17 protein-coding genes are annotated in these 17,978 nt (G+C 68.5%); 14 read left to right on the forward strand and 3 right to left on the reverse strand.

The genetic code is table 11. The annotated features are described in order from the left end of the window. Positions 1-138: 138 nt before the first annotated feature. From J2X20_RS27335 to J2X20_RS27350, 4 genes are all read left to right on the forward strand, one after another. A complete protein-coding gene (locus J2X20_RS27335) occupies positions 139-1,323 on the forward strand; it encodes a urate hydroxylase PuuD (protein ID WP_310272525.1) in 1,185 nt (394 codons plus the stop codon). After that, positions 1,320-2,615, forward strand: coding sequence for a glycerate kinase type-2 family protein (locus J2X20_RS27340; protein ID WP_310272527.1), 1,296 nt, complete (start codon positions 1,320-1,322; stop codon positions 2,613-2,615). The genes J2X20_RS27335 and J2X20_RS27340 overlap by 4 nt, the downstream gene beginning before the upstream one ends. A 75-nt stretch (positions 2,616-2,690) precedes the next feature. Next, the gene (locus J2X20_RS27345) at positions 2,691-3,530 is read left to right on the forward strand and encodes an HDOD domain-containing protein (protein ID WP_310272529.1); all 840 of its coding nucleotides are present in this window, start codon (positions 2,691-2,693) and stop codon (positions 3,528-3,530) included. A 55-nt stretch (positions 3,531-3,585) separates the two neighbouring features. Next, complete coding sequence (locus J2X20_RS27350) at positions 3,586-6,405, forward strand: DUF3857 domain-containing protein (protein ID WP_310272531.1); 2,820 nt, start codon at positions 3,586-3,588, stop codon at positions 6,403-6,405. On the opposite strand, the gene J2X20_RS27355 is transcribed toward J2X20_RS27350, so the two are convergent. Continuing rightward, entirely contained in the window at positions 6,402-6,941 is a 540-nt protein-coding gene (locus tag J2X20_RS27355; RefSeq protein ID WP_310272533.1) for a histidine phosphatase family protein, read from the reverse strand. The two genes, J2X20_RS27350 and J2X20_RS27355, sit on opposite strands and share 4 nt — an antisense overlap. An 87-nt stretch (positions 6,942-7,028) precedes the next feature. Between J2X20_RS27355 and J2X20_RS27360 the strand changes: the two genes are divergently transcribed. The 4 genes from J2X20_RS27360 to J2X20_RS27375 are packed head-to-tail and all read left to right on the forward strand — an operon-like array spanning position 7,029 to position 10,631. Continuing rightward, positions 7,029-8,282 (forward strand): lipoprotein-releasing ABC transporter permease subunit, encoded by a 1,254-nt coding sequence (locus J2X20_RS27360; RefSeq protein WP_310272535.1) that lies wholly within the window; start codon positions 7,029-7,031, stop codon positions 8,280-8,282. Then, complete coding sequence (gene lolD, locus J2X20_RS27365) at positions 8,275-8,955, forward strand: lipoprotein-releasing ABC transporter ATP-binding protein LolD (protein ID WP_310272537.1); 681 nt, start codon at positions 8,275-8,277, stop codon at positions 8,953-8,955. The genes J2X20_RS27360 and lolD overlap by 8 nt, the downstream gene beginning before the upstream one ends. Continuing rightward, a complete protein-coding gene (gene purU / locus J2X20_RS27370; protein ID WP_310272539.1) occupies positions 8,952-9,806 on the forward strand; it encodes a formyltetrahydrofolate deformylase in 855 nt (284 codons plus the stop codon). The genes lolD and purU overlap by 4 nt, the downstream gene beginning before the upstream one ends. A gap of 15 nt (positions 9,807-9,821) precedes the next feature. Next, positions 9,822-10,631, forward strand: a complete 810-nt coding sequence (locus J2X20_RS27375; RefSeq protein ID WP_310272540.1) for a TatD family hydrolase — start codon at positions 9,822-9,824, stop codon at positions 10,629-10,631. On the opposite strand, the gene J2X20_RS27380 is transcribed toward J2X20_RS27375, so the two are convergent. After that, positions 10,632-11,453: an MOSC domain-containing protein gene (locus tag J2X20_RS27380; protein ID WP_310272542.1), complete on the reverse strand. Its 822-nt coding sequence runs from the start codon at positions 11,451-11,453 to the stop codon at positions 10,632-10,634. A 12-nt stretch (positions 11,454-11,465) separates the two neighbouring features. Continuing rightward, entirely contained in the window at positions 11,466-12,275 is an 810-nt protein-coding gene (locus J2X20_RS27385; protein ID WP_310272544.1) for a mechanosensitive ion channel family protein, read from the reverse strand. A gap of 14 nt (positions 12,276-12,289) precedes the next feature. Between J2X20_RS27385 and J2X20_RS27390 the strand changes: the two genes are divergently transcribed. The 6 genes from J2X20_RS27390 to J2X20_RS27415 all read left to right on the forward strand — a co-directional run bounded on the left by J2X20_RS27390 (position 12,290) and on the right by J2X20_RS27415 (position 17,702). Continuing rightward, positions 12,290-12,841, forward strand: coding sequence for a DNA-deoxyinosine glycosylase (locus J2X20_RS27390; protein WP_310272546.1), 552 nt, complete (start codon positions 12,290-12,292; stop codon positions 12,839-12,841). A 9-nt stretch (positions 12,842-12,850) separates the two neighbouring features. Continuing rightward, positions 12,851-13,030: a hypothetical protein gene (locus tag J2X20_RS27395; protein ID WP_310272548.1), complete on the forward strand. Its 180-nt coding sequence runs from the start codon at positions 12,851-12,853 to the stop codon at positions 13,028-13,030. Further along, positions 13,027-13,800: a spermine/spermidine synthase domain-containing protein gene (locus J2X20_RS27400; protein WP_310272550.1), complete on the forward strand. Its 774-nt coding sequence runs from the start codon at positions 13,027-13,029 to the stop codon at positions 13,798-13,800. Before J2X20_RS27395 ends, J2X20_RS27400 begins: the two co-directional genes overlap by 4 nt. A 15-nt stretch (positions 13,801-13,815) precedes the next feature. Then, positions 13,816-15,597 carry a type IV pilus assembly ATPase TfpB gene (gene tfpB / locus J2X20_RS27405; RefSeq protein WP_310272551.1) on the forward strand — a complete coding sequence of 594 codons (1,782 nt, stop codon included), beginning with the start codon at positions 13,816-13,818 and terminating at the stop codon, positions 15,595-15,597. A 120-nt stretch (positions 15,598-15,717) separates the two neighbouring features. Further along, positions 15,718-16,182: a tripartite tricarboxylate transporter TctB family protein gene (locus J2X20_RS27410; RefSeq protein ID WP_310272553.1), complete on the forward strand. Its 465-nt coding sequence runs from the start codon at positions 15,718-15,720 to the stop codon at positions 16,180-16,182. 8 nt (positions 16,183-16,190) lie between these two features. Continuing rightward, the gene (locus tag J2X20_RS27415) at positions 16,191-17,702 is read left to right on the forward strand and encodes a tripartite tricarboxylate transporter permease (protein WP_310272555.1); all 1,512 of its coding nucleotides are present in this window, start codon (positions 16,191-16,193) and stop codon (positions 17,700-17,702) included. Positions 17,703-17,978 lie beyond the last annotated feature (276 nt).

Here is a 17,978-nt window from a genome sequence, read left to right on the forward strand (position 1 = left end):
TGGCACGGGCCTTCGCCGACCTGCATAAACTCGCGGCCTGTCGCAGCGGTGTCGGGCTCACGAGGGCCTGCAGACGCGACGCTTGAGGCCCCACAGCACCCGCCGTGGTGGGGTCGTGCGAGAACAACACCACCGCTCATGGACATCTACCTGCTCGACTGGGCCAATCTGCTGCTGCGCTGGCTGCACGTCATCACTGTCATCGCCTGGATCGGCGCCTCCTTCTACTTCGTCTGGCTGGACAACCACCTCGTCAAGCCGATGTCCGACGAGCTCAAGGCCAAGGGCGTGGACGGCGAACTTTGGGCCGTGCATGGCGGCGGCTTCTACAACCCGCAGAAGTACATGGTGGCGCCGGGCAACCTGCCGCAGGACCTGCACTGGTTCTACTGGGAGAGCTACTGGACCTGGATGAGCGGCTTCGCCCTCTTCGTCGTCCTCTATCTGTGCAATGCCAGCCAGATGCTGATCGACACCCGCATCCATGCCTGGGGCGCGCCCTGGCAGGCGGTGGCGGCGGCGCTGGGCTTTCTCGTCGTGGGCACGGCCGTCTACGACATCGCCTGTTCTGTGCTGGACCGCACCAAGGATGGCAGCATCGGCAATGACGGCCGCGTGATGGCCGTGGTCGTCGTCTTCGTCATCTTCGAGAGCTGGCTGGCCTGCCATCTGTTTGCCGGCCGCGCCGCCTTCCTCATCGTCGGCGCCACGCTGGCGACCATGATGACGGCCAACGTCGCCCACTGGATCATCCCGGGCCAGAGGAAGGTCATCGCCCAGATGCGCGCCGGCCACAAGCCCGACCCCATCTACGGCCAGCGCGGCAAGCAGCGCAGCGTCCACAACACCTATTTCGGCCTGCCGGTGCTGATCGCCATGCTCAGCAACCACTACGGCATGCTGCACCAGCATGCGCAGAACTGGATCGTGCTGTGCGTGCTGATGGCCGCGGGCGTGGCCATCCGCATCTTCTTCGTCAAGCGCCACAAGGGCGTCAACAGCTGGGGGGCCGTCGCGCTGGCCCTGGCCCTGCTGGCCGGTCTCATCGCCTGGATGGCGCCCAAGCCCCAGCCGGCTGCGGCCGCGGCGGCGCCGGTCACGCTGGAGCAGGTGCAGGCCGTGGTCGCCCAGCGCTGCGCGATGTGCCATACCGGCGAGGTCGCGCAGAAGGGCGTGCGCCTGGACAGCGCCGAAGGCCTGGCCGCCCACAAGGCCCAGATGCTGCAGCAGGTGGTCGTGCAGCGCGCCATGCCGCTGAACAACGCGACCGGCATGACTGACGAAGAGCGCGCTCTCATCAATCGCTGGGCCCAGCAACCATGACGCCGGACCCGCGCGCGCTGCTGCGACAGCTCTATGACGTCGCCGTCGCGCGTGCTTTGCCCGGCCGTGTGCTCGCCGCCCATCTGCCGCTGCCACCCAAAGGCCGCACCCTGGTGCTCGGTGCCGGCAAGGCCGGCGGCGCCATGGTGCAGGCGCTGGAGGCCACCTGGCCCGCCGACGCGCCGCTGTCGGGCCTGGTCATCACACGCTATGGCCATGTCCCCGGCGGCTGGCGGCCGCGGCGCATCGAACTCGTCGAAGCGGCCCACCCAGTGCCCGACGCTGCGGGCCTTGCCGCCAGCGAGCGCATGCTGGCCCTGGCGCGCGGACTGACGGCCGACGATCTCGTCATCTGCCTGATCTCCGGCGGCGGTTCGGCCCTGATGAGTCTGCCGGCGCCGGGCCTGACGCTGGCTGACAAGCAGGCCGTCAACCGCGGCCTCTTGAACAGCGGTGCCGCCATCGCCGAGATGAACTGCGTGCGCAAGCACCTCTCAAGCATCAAGGGCGGCCGCCTGGCCGCCACCTGCGCGCCGGCCCGGGTGCTGACGCTGGCCATCAGCGATGTGCCGGGCGACGATCCGGCCGTCATCGCCTCCGGCCCGACGTTGGCCGACCCGACCAGTTGCGCCGACGCCCTGGCCATCTGCCGTCGCTACCGCATCCATCTGCCCGACGCCGCCCGCGCCGGCCTGGAGTCGGGCGCCTTCGAGACGCCCAAGCCCGGCGATGCGCGACTGGCTGGCCATGAACTCGCCATGCTGGCCACGCCGCAGATGAGCCTGGAGGCGGCCGCGGCGTTGGCACGCGAGCAAGGCCTTGCCGCCCATATCCTCAGCGACGAGATCGAGGGTGAGTCCCGCGTCGTCGGCGGCCTGCATGCGGCCCTGGCCCGTGCCGTGGCGCGCCGCGGCGAGCCCTTTGCCAAACCCTGCGTCATCCTGTCCGGCGGCGAGACGACGGTGACGGTCGATCCGGGGAGGCCAGCCGCTGAAATTGGAAAAGGCGGCCGCGCCACCGAATTCCTGCTCGGCTGCGCCCTGGCCCTGCAATGCGAGCCGGGCGTCTACGCGCTGGCGGCCGACACCGACGGCATCGACGGCGTCGGACCGCATGCCGGCGCTCTGCTGACGCCCACCAGCCTGGGCCGCGCGCGCGCCCTGGGGCTCAATCCCCAGGCCCTGCTGGACGCCCACGACAGCGCCAGCTTCTTCGCACCGCTGGGCGACCTGCTCACGCCCGGCCCCAGCTTCACCAATGTCAACGACTTCCGTGCGTTGCTGATCGTTTAGGGGAGGTGAAGAGCGTGGCGCGGGCGAAACCTTAGGCCTAGACTGGGCCGGTCATCGTCGATCCGGAGGTATCAGATGAGCGCAGCCGCGGAACGTTTCTTCGTCAAGCACAACGCCCTGCCCACCATGCCCGAGGTGGCCTCGCGGCTGCTGAAGAGCTTCGATGACGACAACGTCGGTCTGTCCCAGATCGCCGCCCTGATCGAGAAGGACGGGGCATTGGCGGCCAAGGTGCTGCGCCTGGCCAACACGGCCCATTACAGCCCCTCGCATCAGATCTCCACCGTCGTCGACGCCGCTCATGCCCTGGGCCTGGAGACGCTGCGCAATCTCGCCATGGCCGCCTGCCTGAGCGGCGCCTTTCCCAAGATCGAGGGCCTGGACCGCGCCACCTTCTGGCGCCACAGCGTCGCGACGGCCAACTACGCGCGCATCCTGGCCCGCATGCTGGGTGCCGACGCCACCACCAGCGACACCGCCTACCTGGGCGGGCTGATGCTGCGCACGGGCCAGTTGCTGATGGCTATCGACGAGCCCCATCTGGTGGCCGACGTCGAGACCCATGCCGCCGAGCCGGGCAGCCGCTTCTCGCTGGAGGAGCACCGCTTCGGCTGCACCCACGCCGACGTGACGGCGTCGTTGGCCGCGCACTGGCATTTCCCGCATGCCATGGTGGAAGCCTTCAAGGACGCCAACACGCCGCTGGAGATCCGCCCCTTCTCGCTGATCGCCGCGGTGCTGCATGTGGCCGAGGTGCTGGCCGACGCCGCCGAGCATCACGACGAACCCGTGCATGCGCTGAAGGTGGCCGTGCCCGAACTCATCGAGCATCTGCATCTCGACCTGGAACTGCTGGCCGCCAAGATCGCCGCAACGGGCGACCCGGCGGCCGAAGTGGAACAAATGCTGCACTGAAGAGGGTTCCTCCGGCCAAGCCGCACAATCAAGGCGGTATGCCGGGAGGACGTGGATGAGTTGGAAGTTCTGGCCAGCGTTGCTGCTGGCCCTGTCCCTGGGGGCTGCGGCGCAGACGCCGCCCAAGCCTGCCGCCAAGGCCAATGCCTCCCATCCTGTCGTGCCCGCCGGTGCCGGTTATCGCTTCGGCCCCGTGCCGGCCTGGGTCAAGGCGCTGCCTCCCGCTGAAGCCCGGCCCGCGGCCACGGCCGGTGCCAAGGCGCGCCGCGAGCCGCTGATCGACGTGCAGGTCCAGCTCGCGCCCCGGTCGGCGACGGCCACCTATATCCATCTTCAGCACGAAGCCCTGGACACCTCGACGCTGCGCGACGTCTCCGAGCCGCAGATCAGCTTCAACCCGGCCTACCAGCAGCTCGTCATCCACCAGGTCGCCGTCATTCGCGACGGCCAGCGCCTGGACCGGCTCAAGGGCGTGCGCATCGAACTGATGCGCCGCGAGCAGCAACTCGAGCGCCAGCTCATCGACGGCGTGCGCACCGCCCTGGTCGTGCTCAGCGATGTGCGCGTCGGCGATGTCGTCGACCTGGCCTACACGCTGGAGGGCGAGAACCCCATCTTCGAAGGCCGCTACTCGGCGCTGCTGCAGCTCGCCTCGGACGCACCGGTCGAGCGCCTGCACCTGCGCATCGAGGCGCCGCCCGAGCGCAGGCTGGCCGTCAAGGCGCTGGCCAGCGACGTCGTGCCCGAACGCTTCGAGGAGGGGGGCCGCCAGGTCATCCGCGTGCTGCGTGAGCGCGTGCCGGCCGTGCAGGACGAGGCCGCCACGCCGCCCTGGTTCAAGGTCTATCCGGCCCTGCATGTCAGCGAATACGCCAGCTGGGCCGAGGTGGACCAATGGGCCAAGACGCTGTTCGCCATCGAACCCGCCTCGGCGGGCGTCGCTGCCAAGGCGGCCGAGATCAAGGCCCAGGGTGGCACGCCCGAGCAGCAGGTGGCCGCGGCGCTGCGCTTCGTGCAGGACGAGGTGCGCTATTTCTCAGCCTCGCTGGGCGAGAGCTCGCACCGGCCCAAGCCGGCGGCGAAGACGCTGGCCGAGCGCCTGGGCGACTGCAAGGACAAGACCCTGCTGCTGAACACGCTGCTGGCCGCCATGGGCGTTGAGGCCCAGCCGGCCCTGATCTCGATGGCCCGCAACCGCGGCATCGCCAACTACCTGCCTTCGCATGACCAGTTCGACCACGTCATCAGCCGCGTGAAGCTGGGCGAGGTGGTGTATTTCCTGGACCCGACCATGAACGGTCAGGGCTACTCGCTGGAGAAGCGCGGCTATTACCGCTACGGCGCCGCCCTCGTCGTCGGCCAGGGCCAGACGGGGCCGGTGGCCGTGGTGCCGCCGGTCTTCGCCCAGGACAGCCTGAGCTTCCGCCAGGACTGGGACTTCAGCGAGCTGGCCCGTCCCGCGCAGCTGACGACCTCCTTCAAGGCCGTCGGCCTGGCCGCCGAACGCTGGCGCGCCCACCTCGCCACCGCCGGCCTGGAGCGCATCGCCGAGTCCATCGGCGGCGCCTATGTGCGCCTGCTGCCGGGCCTGGTCAGCACCGGACAGCCCGAGGTCATCGACGATCGCGACAGCAACGAGTGGCTGCTGAAGCTGCACTTCGAGCATCCCAGCATCGGCCGCTACCAGCGTGGCTGGCTGGACCTGGACTTCCCCGCCGCCGAGCTGGTGGACGCCCTGCCCGTGCCGCCCGAGGCGCGGCGTCGCCTGCCCTTCCAGCTCGAGGGCACGCGTGCGGCCGAGCTGCGCCTGACCGTGACCGGCGCGCGCCCCTTCACCGCCCAGCCGCCCGCGCCCCAGCAGCTGATGGACAAGCATTTCGCCTTCAGCAGCCGCGTCGAGGTGCAGGGCGCCACCGTGCAGTTCATCAGCCGTGTGGAGCGGCGCGCCGACGAGGTGCTGCCGGGCGATGTCGACGGCTACCGCGAGCGCGTCGGCCGCGCCCGCCAGATGCTGGGCGCCCAGCGCCTGCGCCTGAACCTGGTGGACCGCAAGGCCCTGGAGGAGCCCTTCACCGAGATTGCCGAGCGCATGGCACGCTTTCGCAATGGCGCCCGGCCGGATGCGCTGTGGGAGCTGATGCTGGGCAATGAGATCAATCGCCTCATCGACGCCGAGCTGCTGAACCAGGTGGCGCCCGGCAGCCGCCTCGCCGCCTGGGTCCGCGTCGAACGCGCCCAGGCGCAAAACCAGCTGGGTGACTTCACGGCTGCCCTGGCCGATGCCGAAGCGGCCCTGGCGATTCGCGCTGAAGGCGAGGAGGGCGGTGCGGCGCTGGAGGCCAAGGGTGTCGCGCTGGTCGGCCTGGGCCGCCCGACCGAAGCCCTGGCCGCCTTCAACCAGCAGGCCCAGCTGGCCGGCAGCGGCGGCAGCTGGCTGGGCACGGCCCACTACATGCTGGGCGACTACGCCAGCGCCGAGGCCGCGCTGCGCGACAGCGCCGCCAGTGCCAGCGGCGAGGCGCGCCAGTTCACGCTGCTGTGGCTCTACCTCGCCGCCGAGCGCCAGGGCGGCCGCGGCAAGGCGGCCATCGCCGACGAGCTGGCCGCGGCCGACGCCGGCAAATGGAGCGGCGCGCTGCTGAGCTATCTGGGCGGCAGCCTGGACCGCGAGGCCCTGCTGAGGCGGGCCCGCGAAAAACCCGAAACCGAGAGGCTGCGCCTGGCGGAGGCCTATTTCTTCATCGGCCAGCAGCTTGCGGCCCAGGGGCGGCGCGGCGAGGCGCTGCCGTGGTTCGAGCGCACGCTGACGACCCAGGCCGTGCCTTATCGCGAGTTCACGCTGGCGCAGTGGGAGCTCAAGCGCGGCGCGAACTAGAGGCAGCCGGCGGCCGGGGCCTCGCTCGGTGCGCCATAGCTGAACTGGGCCCAGCGCGGCGCCAGCGCGCCCAATTGCAGCAGGAAGGCGTGGTGGAAGCTGGTCTCGCACAGATCGGCCAGCTTGGGGCCACCCAGGGCTGCGATGACGGCCGGTATGGTGTTGCTGTGGCCGACGACGAGGACGACGCCGGTCTGGGCGCGCACGGCGTCTGCCACGGCCGGCGCATGGGCGGCGCCCCGCGCCTCGACGATCTGCGGCTGCAGACCCAGGGCCTTGGCGAGCGGAGCGGCCGTGTCGCGCGCGCGGCGTAGCGGCGTCGTCACGATGGCGTCGACGCGCAGGCCGGCCAGGGCCTGGGCCAGGGCCTGGGCGCGCTGTTCGCCCGCCGGCGTCAGGCCGGGGTCGTCGGCGGGCGCGGCAGCCCGTTCGGCATGGCGTACGAGGATGACGAGGTCGGGCATGGCGAAGGCGGGGCAGGAGATGAGGGCGGCTGTCAGTAGAGACGCCGGCAGCAGGACGGACAAGGGCTTCATCGCGGGTTTCTAAGGACAGATGCCCCATTCTGCTCGGGGCGCCCAGTTACCATCCCGGCCCCATGCTGTCTCCCTTTGCATCGCCCCATGGCCCTGCCGTTTGAACTCCAGGTCGGCTGGCGCTACACGCGCGCTGGCCGCGGTGGGCGGCGCAACCGCTTCATCAGCTTCATCTCCGGCGTATCCATCCTGGGCATCGCCCTGGGGGTGGCGGCGCTGATCATCGTGCTGTCGGTCATGAACGGCTTCCAGAAGGAAGTGCGCGACCGCATGCTCAATGTCATCGCCCATGTCGAGCTGCTGGACTACGCCGGCCAGGCCCTGCCGGACTGGCGGGCCACGGCGGCCAAGGCCAGGCAGCATCCCGAAGTCGTCGGCGCGGCACCCTTCGTGGCCGGCCAGAGCCTGTTCGCTCGGGGGGATGAATATCGAGGCGCCATCATCCGCGGCATCTCGCCGGCGGAGGAAGCGACCGTCACGGGTCTGGGCGCGCAACTCAAGGACGGCGTGTTTGCCCAGTTGACCCCCGGCGCCTGGAACATCGTGCTGGGCGTTGAGCTGGCCCGTCAGCTGGGCGTCGGCGTGGGCGAGAAGATCACCCTCGCTGCCGGTGGCCAGATGACACCGGCCGGCATGGTGCCGCGGTACAAGACTTTCAATGTCGTCGGCACCTTCAGCGCCGGCCACTATGAATACGACTCGGGCCTGGCCCTGATCCACCTCGACGACGCGGCCAAGCTCTATCGCACCGGCGGGCCGACCGGCGTGCAGCTCAAGCTGAAGGACGTGCACGAGGCCCGCCGCGTCGCCGCCGAGCTGAAGAGCATCATGGGTCCGGAGATCCTGGTGCGCGACTGGACGCGCGCCAACGCCAACTGGTTCGACGCCGTGCAGATCGAGAAGCGGCTGATGAGCATCATCCTGACGCTGATCGTCGCCGTCGCCGCCTTCAACCTGGTGTCGACCCTGGTGATGACGGTGACCGACAAGCAGAGCGACATCGCCATCCTGAGGACGCTGGGCGCCAGCCCGCGCTCCATCATGGGCATCTTCATCGTGCAGGGCGCCGTGTCGGGCGTCATCGGCACGCTGTCGGGTGTGCTGCTGGGCCTGCTCGTGGCCTTCAATGTCGACGTCATCGTGCCCTTCATCGAGCATGTCCTCAATGTGAGCTTCCTGCCGGGCAGCATCTACGTCATCAGCCAGATGCCCAGCGACCCGCAGCGCGGCGACATCGTTCCCATCGCGCTGGTGTCCCTGGCTCTGTCCTTCCTGGCCACCCTCTACCCGAGCTGGCGTGCCAGCCGTGTGCAACCGGCGGAGGCGCTGCGCTATGAGTGAGCAGATCCTCCAGGCCACGGGCCTGACCCGCCGCTTCAGCGAGGGCGGCCTGGACGTCACCGTGCTCAAGGGCGTGGACCTGCATGTGGCGCGCGGCGAGACCCTGGCCATCGTCGGTGCCTCGGGTTCGGGCAAATCGACGCTGCTGCATCTGCTCGGCGGCCTGGATTCGCCGACCTCGGGCGGCGTGACGCTGATGGGCAAGTCGCTGGCCTCCATGGACGAAGCCGAGCGCAGCCGCTGGCGCAACCAGCAGCTGGGCTTCGTCTACCAGTTCCACCACCTGCTGCCCGAGTTCTCGGCCCTGGACAACGTCGCCATGCCGCTGCGCATCCGCCGCCAGACGCCGGCCGACGCGCGGGCCGCGGCTGCCGAGATGCTGGCCCGCGTGGGCCTGAAGGAGCGCGTGCAGCACCGCCCGTCCGAGCTGTCCGGCGGCGAGCGCCAGCGCGTGGCAATCGCCCGCGCCCTCGTCACCCGCCCGGCCTGCGTGCTCGCCGACGAGCCCACCGGCAATCTCGACCGCGACACCGCCGCGGCCGTCTTCGAGCTGATGCTGGAGCGCGCCCGCGAGCTCGGCACGGCCTTCGTCCTCGTCACCCACGACCGCGACCTGGCGGCACGCTGCGACCGGCAGCTGCGCCTGGTGGCCGGGCAATTCCAAGCACCATGAATCCGCGTTTTGTCCTGAAGCTTTCCTGTCCCGACCGCGCCGGCATCGTCCACGCTGTCACCGGCGTGCTGCTGCAGCAGGGCGGCAATATCCTCACGTCGCACCAGCACGGCGACGCCGACCATGCGCGCTTCTTCATGCGCATCGAGTTCGAGGCGGCCGCGGACGAGGTGGCGCTGCAGGCGGCCTTCAAGCCGCTGGCGGAAGAGTTCGGCATGGACTGGGAGCTGGTCGCCCGCGCCCGCAAGACGCGAGTGCTGCTGCTGGTGTCCAAGCTCGGCCATTGCCTGAACGACCTGCTGTTCCGCGTGCAGACCGGACATCTGCCCATCGAAATCCCGGCCATCGTGTCCAACCACCGCGACTTCTACCAGCTCGCGGCTTCGCACAATATTCCCTTCCATCATTTCCCGCTGCTCGGCGGCACGCAAGCTCAGAAGCAGGCCCAGGAGGCCAAGATCCGCGAAGTGGTGGCCGACAACCAGATCGACCTGGTGGTGCTGGCCCGCTATATGCAGATCCTGTCGCCCGAGCTGTGCCGCGACCTGAGCGGCCGGGCCATCAACATCCACCACAGCTTCCTGCCCAGCTTCAAGGGCGCCAAGCCCTATCACCAGGCCTATGAGCGCGGCGTCAAGCTGATCGGCGCGACGGCCCATTACGTGACCAGCGACCTCGACGAGGGCCCCATCATCGAGCAGGAGGTCGCCCGCATCGACCATAGCATGCCGCCCGAGCAGCTCGTCGGCATCGGCCGCGACATGGAGTGCGTGGCCCTGGCGCGCGCCATCCAGTGGCATGCCGAGCATCGGGTCTTGCTGAACGGCAACCGCACGGTCGTCTTCCGCTGAGGTAGAAGTGCCGGCATGTGGATAGACACCCACTGCCACCTCGACGCGGCGGAGTTCGACGCCGACCGTGACGCCGTCGTCGCGCGCGCCCGGGCGGCAGGCGTCGAGCAGGTCGTCATCCCGGCTGTCGATGTGCACAACCTCGACGCGGTGAGGCTGCTGGCCATCCAGCACGATTTCACCTATGCCCTGGGCATCCATCCGCTGTGCGTGATGCGTGCGGCCGAGGGCGATCTCGGCAGCCTGGCTGAAGCGCTTGAAACCCACCATGCCGACCCGCGGCTGGTCGCCGTCGGCGAGATCGGCCTGGACTTCTTTGTCGAAGGCCTTGACCCCGAGGTCCAGCAGCATTTCTATGTCGAACAGCTCAAGCTCTCCAAGCGGGCCGGCCTGCCGGTGCTGCTGCATGTGCGCCGCAGCGCCGACAAGCTGCTGGCCGGCCTGCGCCGGGTCGGCTTCACGCAGGGCGGCATTGCCCATGCCTTCAACGGCAGCGAACAGCAGGCGCAAGCCTTCATTGACCTGGGTTTCAAGCTCGGCTTCGGCGGCACGCTGACGTTTGAGCGTTCGCTGCAGATTCGCCGCATCGCCGCCAGCGTGCCCGAGACGGCCCTGGTCATGGAGACCGACGCGCCGGACATCCCGCCGCACTGGCTCTACAAGACGGCCGAGCAGCGCGAAGCCAGCCCGGGCCAGGCGCGCAACGAGTCGGCAGAGCTGCCGCGCATAGCCGCAAGCCTGGCGGAACTGCGCGGCTGGACGCTGGAACGGACCGCGGCCATCACCAGCGCCAATGCGCGTGCAGCCCTACCGCGCCTGCGCTGATCAGGCTTCGCCGAAGTTCAGCGACAGCTCCACCCGATCGCCCACGCTGAGCCGGCCGGCGCCGCTGCCGCGTGCATAGATGCCGAACTGCACCGGCGCACCCGGCGCCCGCTCGGCGCTGAGCTGGGTCAGCGCATCCAGGGCCGGCGGCTGGGCCTCGCCGGTCGCCGGGTCGACGGTCGGCACCACGCAGCGCACGCAGGCCGTCGTGCGGCTCAGCGTCAGCGCGCCAATTCGGGCCTCGGTCAGGATGTCTTCGATGAAGGCGGGCAGGGCATCACCGTCGTCGGCGCGCAGCAGCAGATTGGGTCGGGCCCGCTGCGCCGGGCTGTTCAGCGGCCTGGCCATGGCCTCGCTCCAGGCGCGCAGGGAGCCGTCGCCGACGATGTGCAGGGCATTCAGGATGGGACGGCGCTGGGCCTCGGCGCTCAGCCGCACCAGACGCAGGCGCTCGCCCGTCGTGGCGCGCAGCAGGGCGGCGGCGTCGTCACCGGCATCCCAGGCCGGCAGCAGGTCGAAAGCCTGGCGCTCGCCGTTCCAGCCGCGCAGCGTGGTGGCCTCGCCGCCATCCAGCGCCACGGTCAGCGAACGGCCCTGGGCCTCGAGCTGCAGCCCTTGGGCGCTCAATGTCGTCTTGACCAGGGCCAGGCGCGGATGCGCGCCCATCCAGGTCAGCTCGCCTGCGGCGTCGGCAATGCCCCAGCCGCGGTCGCCCTCGGGCCAGCCGTCGGCGTCCAACTGCAGGCTGGCGACGGCTTCGCCGGCACAGGACTTCACGGGGTAGCGCCAGAGCGCGGCGATACGGGCGATCAGGTCAGCCATGTCAGCGGTCCTTCAGCGGTTGCGCGGTGCGATCGGCGTCTCCGGCACGGGGTAACCGGCGGCGCCAAAGGTCGCGACGATGGCCTTGTGGGTGTCGAAATAGACCTGCCAGTAGTGGTCGGTGTGGCAATAGGGCCTGACACAGAGCAGCGGGCCCTCGGGCGTGAACTGCAGGATCTCGATGTCGGGGGCCGGCTTGGCCATCACATGGGGAATGGCGGCGATGGCCGGCGCCAGGCGCGCGATGGCATCCAGCGGGTCCACGCCGTTGGCGACCTTGGCCGTGCAGTCCACGCGCCGATGCGGCAGGGCGGAGAAGTTCTGGATGGCGCCGCTGAACACCGTGTTGTTGCCGACGATGGTGTGCACGTTGTCGGGCGTGTTGATGGTCGTGCCGAACAGGCCGATCTCGGTCACCGTGCCGGTCACGCCGCCGGCCTGCACGAAGTCGCCGACCTTGAAGGGCCGCAGCACCTGCATGAAGACGCCTGCCGCGAAGTGCGTCAGCAGCCCGCCCCAGGCCGTGCCTATGGCCAGGCCCGCGCCGGCCAGCAGGGCGGCGAAGGAGGTGGTCTTGACGCCGAAGATGTCCAGGATCGCGAGGATGAGGACGATGTTCAGCAGCACGCCGAGGATGGAGCGCAGATAAGTGGCCAGCGTCGAGTCGATGCGCTTGCCGCGCTCCAGCGCGCCCGTGAACAGCCGCAAGGCCATCGAGATGAGCCACCGGCCGACGACCCAGGCGGCAATGGCCGCGAGTATCTTGAGGCCGAAATCCACGCCCTGGGTGCTGAGAAACTGCCAGATGGCTTCCGTGTTCATGGGTTCTCCCGTCTTTGAAAACAACCGCATCCTCTCAGCCGCCGGCCAATCCAGCAAACGCCGAGACCGAGCGGCGTCTGATTGGCCTCGCGCCGGTTTACGACGCGCGTGCGCGGCTGCTGGTGCTCGGCAGCTTTCCCGGTGCGGCCTCGCTGCAGGCAGCACAGTATTACGCCCATCCGCGCAATGCCTTCTGGCCGCTCATGGGCGCGCTGCTGGGCGACGCCGCCCTGCCGGCGCTGCCCTATGCCGAGCGGCTGCAGGCGTTGCGCCGCCACCGCGTCGCGCTGTGGGACGCCGTGGCCGCCTGCCGCCGCGAGGGCAGTCTGGACACGGCCATCGAAGCGGCCGAGCCCAGCGACCTGGCCGCTCTCGTTGCCCGCCTGCCCCAGCTGCGTGCCATCGCCTGCAACGGCACGCTGGCGCACAAGCAGACGCTGCTGGCCCTGGGTGATCCAGGCCTGCCGGTACTGCGCCTGCCGTCGACCAGCCCGGCTCACGCCGGCCGCAGCCTGGCCGACAAGATCGCCGAGTGGCAGGCCGGACTGGCGCCTTATCTGGCCTAGGATGCCTGGATGAAAAGAATGCTGACGGCCGCGCTCGCGGCCTGGGCGGGTTGGGCCGCCGAGGCCAATCCGGCCGACCTGATCCTGCGTGACGCCACGGTCGTCGACATGGCCGCCGGCCGGCTGCTGGACCGCCTGCGCCTGGACGCGATGTTGAAGGGCGTCGGCGACTGGGTGGCCCAGCAATGAAGTCCAAAGCTCAAACCTGGGGTCCGGCGACGCTGAGCGAGTTCGACGGCGTGCGCTTCCTGCACCTGGACTCGATCTGGGTGCAGGGCGCCATGCGCATCCGCAAGCCCGACCAGTTGGAGCTGGAATACATCCAGCGCATGTGCGCCTGGATGCTGTGGCGCGACCCGGCCGCGCTGGGCGAAGGCCATGCCGTGCAGCTGGGCCTGGGTGCTGCGGCGCTGACGCGCTTCTGCCATGGCCAGCTGAAGATGAAGACCACGGCCGTCGAGATCAATCCCGAGGTCATCGCCGCCTGCCGGCAGTGGTTCCGCTTGCCGGCGAACGATGCGCGCCTGAACGTCGTCAATGAAGACGCGGCGCGTTGGGTCATGGACGATGCCCATCTGCAGACGGTCGATGTGCTCAACGTCGACCTCTACGACCACGATGCTGCCGCGCCGGTGCTGGACGACGACGCCTTCTACGCCGCCTGCCGCGGCGTGCTGGCCGACGGTGGGCTGATGACGGTCAATCTCTTTGGCCGCAGCGCCAGTTTTGCCCGCAGCGCCCTGCGCATCGCCCGCGCCTTCGGGTCCGACCAGGTCTGGAGCCTGGCGCCCACCAAGGAGGGCAACACCATCATGGTCGCCGCCCGCGGCGTGCCGGTGCCGCATCGTGAAGTTCTCGAGCAGCGCGCGGCTAATATCGAATCGCGCTTCAAGCTGCCGGCCCGCAAATGGCTTAGGCTGGTGCGGCCCCTGCCGATGAGCATCCTCAACGCCCTTTGAGAAGCAGAGCCCTCGATGTCGACCAAGTCCAAGCCCTTGGCTGCCCCCACGAAGACCGAAGGCCGCCTGGAATGGCGCCAACTGCTGCATTGGCTGCAGGAGGACGGTCTCATCGACGAGACCCAGTTGCAGCGCACCGAGCAGCGCTTCGCGGCCGGCGACAGCGCCCTGCACCCGCTGGTGCGCCTCGGCCATGCCGCCCTGGTGCGCCTGAGCACGGGCAAGCCGCTGGATGTGGACTCCTTGTCCGAATGGCTGGCCTTGCGCGCCAAGCTGCCCTATCTGCGCATCGACCCGCTGAAGGTGGATGTCGGCCGCGTGGGTGATGTGATGTCCATCGGCTATGCCGAGGCCAAGCGCTGCCTGCCGGTGCAGTTCGGCATCAACGACGTGACGATCGCGACCTCCGAGCCCTTCGACACCAGCTGGGTAGCGCAGATCGAGTCGCATGTGCGCAAGCCCATCAAGCTTGTCGTTGCCAACCCGCTGGAGATCGCGCGCTACACGACGGAGTTCTTCACGCTGGCTCGATCGGTGCGCGCCGCGGCCAAGGCCGGTGAGCAGAGCCAGGTGGCCAGCTTTGAGCAACTGGTCGAGCTGGGCAAGAGCAACAAGCAGCTCGATGCCAACGACCAGGGCATCGTGCAGGTCGTCGATTGGTTGTGGCAGTACGCTTTCGACCAGCGCGCATCGGACATCCACCTCGAGCCGCGCCGCGAGATGGGCGTCATCCGCTTTCGCATCGACGGCGTGCTGCACACCGTCTACCAGCTGCCGCCGACGGTGATGAGCGCGATGACCTCGCGCATCAAGCTGCTGGGCCGCATGGACGTCGTCGAGAAGCGCCGCCCGCTGGACGGCCGCATCAAGACGCGCAACCCGGCCGGCGACGAGGTCGAAATGCGGCTGTCGACCCTGCCCACAGCCTTTGGCGAGAAGATGGTCATGCGCATCTTCGACCCCGAGACGGCGGTCAAGGACCTGTCGTCTCTCGGCTTTGGCCAGCACGATTCGGACCGCTGGGAGAGCCTGGTCAAGCAGCCCCACGGCATCATCCTGGTGACCGGCCCGACCGGCAGCGGCAAGACGACGACGCTGTATTCCACGCTCAAGCGCCTGGCGACTGACGAGGTCAATGTCTGCACCATCGAAGACCCCATCGAGATGATCGAGCCGGCCTTCAACCAGACCCAGGTGCAGAACGTGCTGGACTTCGGCTTCGCCGAAGGCCTGCGAGCGCTGATGCGCCAGGACCCGGACATCATCATGGTCGGCGAAATCCGTGACCTGGAGACGGCCGAGATGGCCATCCAGGCGGCGCTGACGGGTCACCTGGTGTTCAGCACCCTGCACACCAACGACTCGGTGTCGGCCATCACCCGGCTGATGGACCTCGGCGTGCCGAGCTATCTGATCAGCGCGACCGTCATCGGCGTGCTGGCCCAGCGCCTGGTGCGCACCCTCTGCCCGCATTGCAAGCAGCCCGATCCCATGGTCACGCGCGAGAGCCTCAACGAGCTGGTGCGCCACTGGCGGCTGGGTGGCGGTGTCAAACCCTACAAACCGGTCGGTTGTCTGGAGTGCCGCAACACCGGCTTCCGGGGGCGCGCGGGTCTTTACGAACTGCTGACGGTGTCGGAGGGTGTCAAGGCTGCGGTTGCCGACCTGCCGGCGTTGCGGCGTCAGGCCATGCAGGAGGGGTTGCGCCCGCTGCGACTGGCCGGAGCGATGAAGGTAGCGGAAGGCGCGACGACCGTGGAAGAGGTGCTGCGCAGCACGCCGGCGTGGGAAGGCTGAGATGTGCCGGGGCGCAGACCCTTGTCTTACGTGTAATCCACAGGCGGTTGCCTAGAGTCCGACTGCCAGAATCGCCGGCAACAAATGCGCGCCTCCGTGGCGCGTCGGAGGCGACAAGCGATGAAGATCAAGAGCCAGCGGGACTTCTGGTCCGGGCTGATGTTTCTGGTGGTGGGTGTGGCATTTGCCTGGGGCGCGACGGAATATTCCTTCGGCACCTCGGCCCGGCCCGGCCCGGGCTATTTCCCTTTCGGTCTCGGCATCCTGCTGGCCCTGCTCGGCGGCCTCGTGCTGTTCAAGGCGTTGACACTGGAGTCGGAAGGCGGTGACCCCATCGGCGACATCGCCTGGCGGCCCCTGCTCATCATCATTGTCGCCATCGCCGTCTTCGGTCTCGCGCTGCCGCGCCTGGGCCTGGCTTGCACGCTGCCCATCCTCATCACGCTGTCGGCCCTTGCCGGCAGCGAGTTCCACTGGCGTGACGTGCTGATCAGCAGCGTCGTCTTGACGGTCGGCAGCTGGGCCCTGTTCATCCTTGGCCTGAAGCTGACCATTCCGCTCTGGCCCATCTACATCACCGGCTGAGGGCGACCATGGACCTGTTGAACAACCTCGGCCTCGGCTTCCAGACGGCGCTGACGCTGCAGAACCTGCTGTACGCCTTCTTTGGCACGGTGCTGGGAACGCTGATCGGCGTGCTGCCTGGGCTTGGCCCGGTCGCGACCATCGCGATGCTGCTGCCTTCCATCTACACGCTGGATGCCACGCCCGCCCTCATCATGCTGGCCGGTATCTATTACGGCGCACAGTACGGTGGCTCGACGACGGCCATCCTGATCAATGTGCCCGGCGAATCCAGTTCCGTCGTGACGGCCATCGATGGTTATCAGATGGCTCGACGCGGCCGCGCGGGTGCGGCGCTGGCGGCTGCCGGCCTGGGCAGCTTCTTCGCAGGCTGCGTGGGCACCATCATCATCGCGGCCTTCGCGCCGCCCCTGACCGAACTGGCCTTCAAGTTCGGTTCGGCCGAGTACTTCTCGTTGATGGTGCTCGGCCTGGTCGGCGCGGTCGTGTTGGCCTCGGGCTCGCTGATCAAGGCCATCGCCATGATCGTGCTTGGTCTGCTGCTCGGGCAGATCAACACCGACGTCATCACAGGCACGGCGCGCTTCTCCTTCGATATCCCTGAGCTGACCGACGGCATCGGCTTCGTCGTCATCGCCATGGGCGTGTTCGGCTTTGGCGAGATCATCGCCAACCTAGGCCAACCTGAAGAGCACCGCGAGGTCTTCACCAAGGAGGTCAAGGGGCTGTGGCCCACCCGGGAGGACTTCAAGGAGGCCTGGCCCGCGGTACTGCGTGGCACGGCCCTGGGCTCGGTGCTCGGCGTGTTGCCGGGCGGCGGTGCCCTGCTGGCGTCCTTCGCCTCCTATACGCTGGAGAAGAAGGTCGCCCGCAATCCGCGCATTCCTTTCGGCAAGGGCGCCATCCAGGGCGTGGCCGGACCGGAAAGCGCCAACAACGCCGGCGCCCAGACCTCGTTCATTCCCATGCTGACCCTGGGCATCCCGCCCAACGCCGTGATGGCGCTGATGGTGGGAGCGATGACGATCAAGGGCATCCAGCCCGGTCCGCAGGTCATGACGAGCAACCCGGAGCTGTTCTGGGGCCTGATCGCATCGATGTGGATCGGCAACCTGATGCTGATCGTTCTCAACCTGCCGCTGATCGGTATCTGGATCAAGCTGCTGACGGTGCCCTACCGTTTCCTCTTCCCGGCCATCGTCGTGTTCTGCTGCATCGGCACCTACTCGCTGAACAACAACAGCTTTGACGTCTATCTGACGGCGGCCTTCGCGTTGGTCGGGTATGTCTTCTACAAGCTGAGTTGCGAACCGGCGCCGCTGCTGCTGGGCTTCATCCTCGGCCCCATGATGGAAGAGAACTTGCGGCGCGCCCTGTTGCTGGCGCGTGGCGACTGGAGCACCTTCCTGACCCGCCCGTTGTCGGCCGGCCTGTTGATCGCCGCGGCATTGATGATCGTCGTGGTGATGCTGCCGTCTATCAAAAACAAGCGTGAGGAAGCCTTCCAGGAAGAACTCTGACGACGCTCATTCCTGGCTGCGGGGCTTGGTGACGCCGAGGCGTCGCCGGGCCCCGCAGTCTTTTTCCGAATCGTCGTGCAACCAAGGCGTGCCGCCGGTTCGCCAAGCCGGGCAGGCCGCGGCATGAGCCGCGTACTCCGCGCGCTCCAAAAGAAAACTCGGCCAGGGCTTCCACGTACGTAAAAACCTGTGCTACAGTCGTGGGCTTCGCTGATCACAACGCAGCGCTTGTCGGGAACGGCAGTTAGCGGTGAGGTGATTGGAGAAGTCGGGTTC

Source organism: Roseateles saccharophilus (genome assembly GCF_031458095.1).
GTDB classification, from domain to species: domain Bacteria; phylum Pseudomonadota; class Gammaproteobacteria; order Burkholderiales; family Burkholderiaceae_C; genus Pelomonas; species Pelomonas saccharophila_A.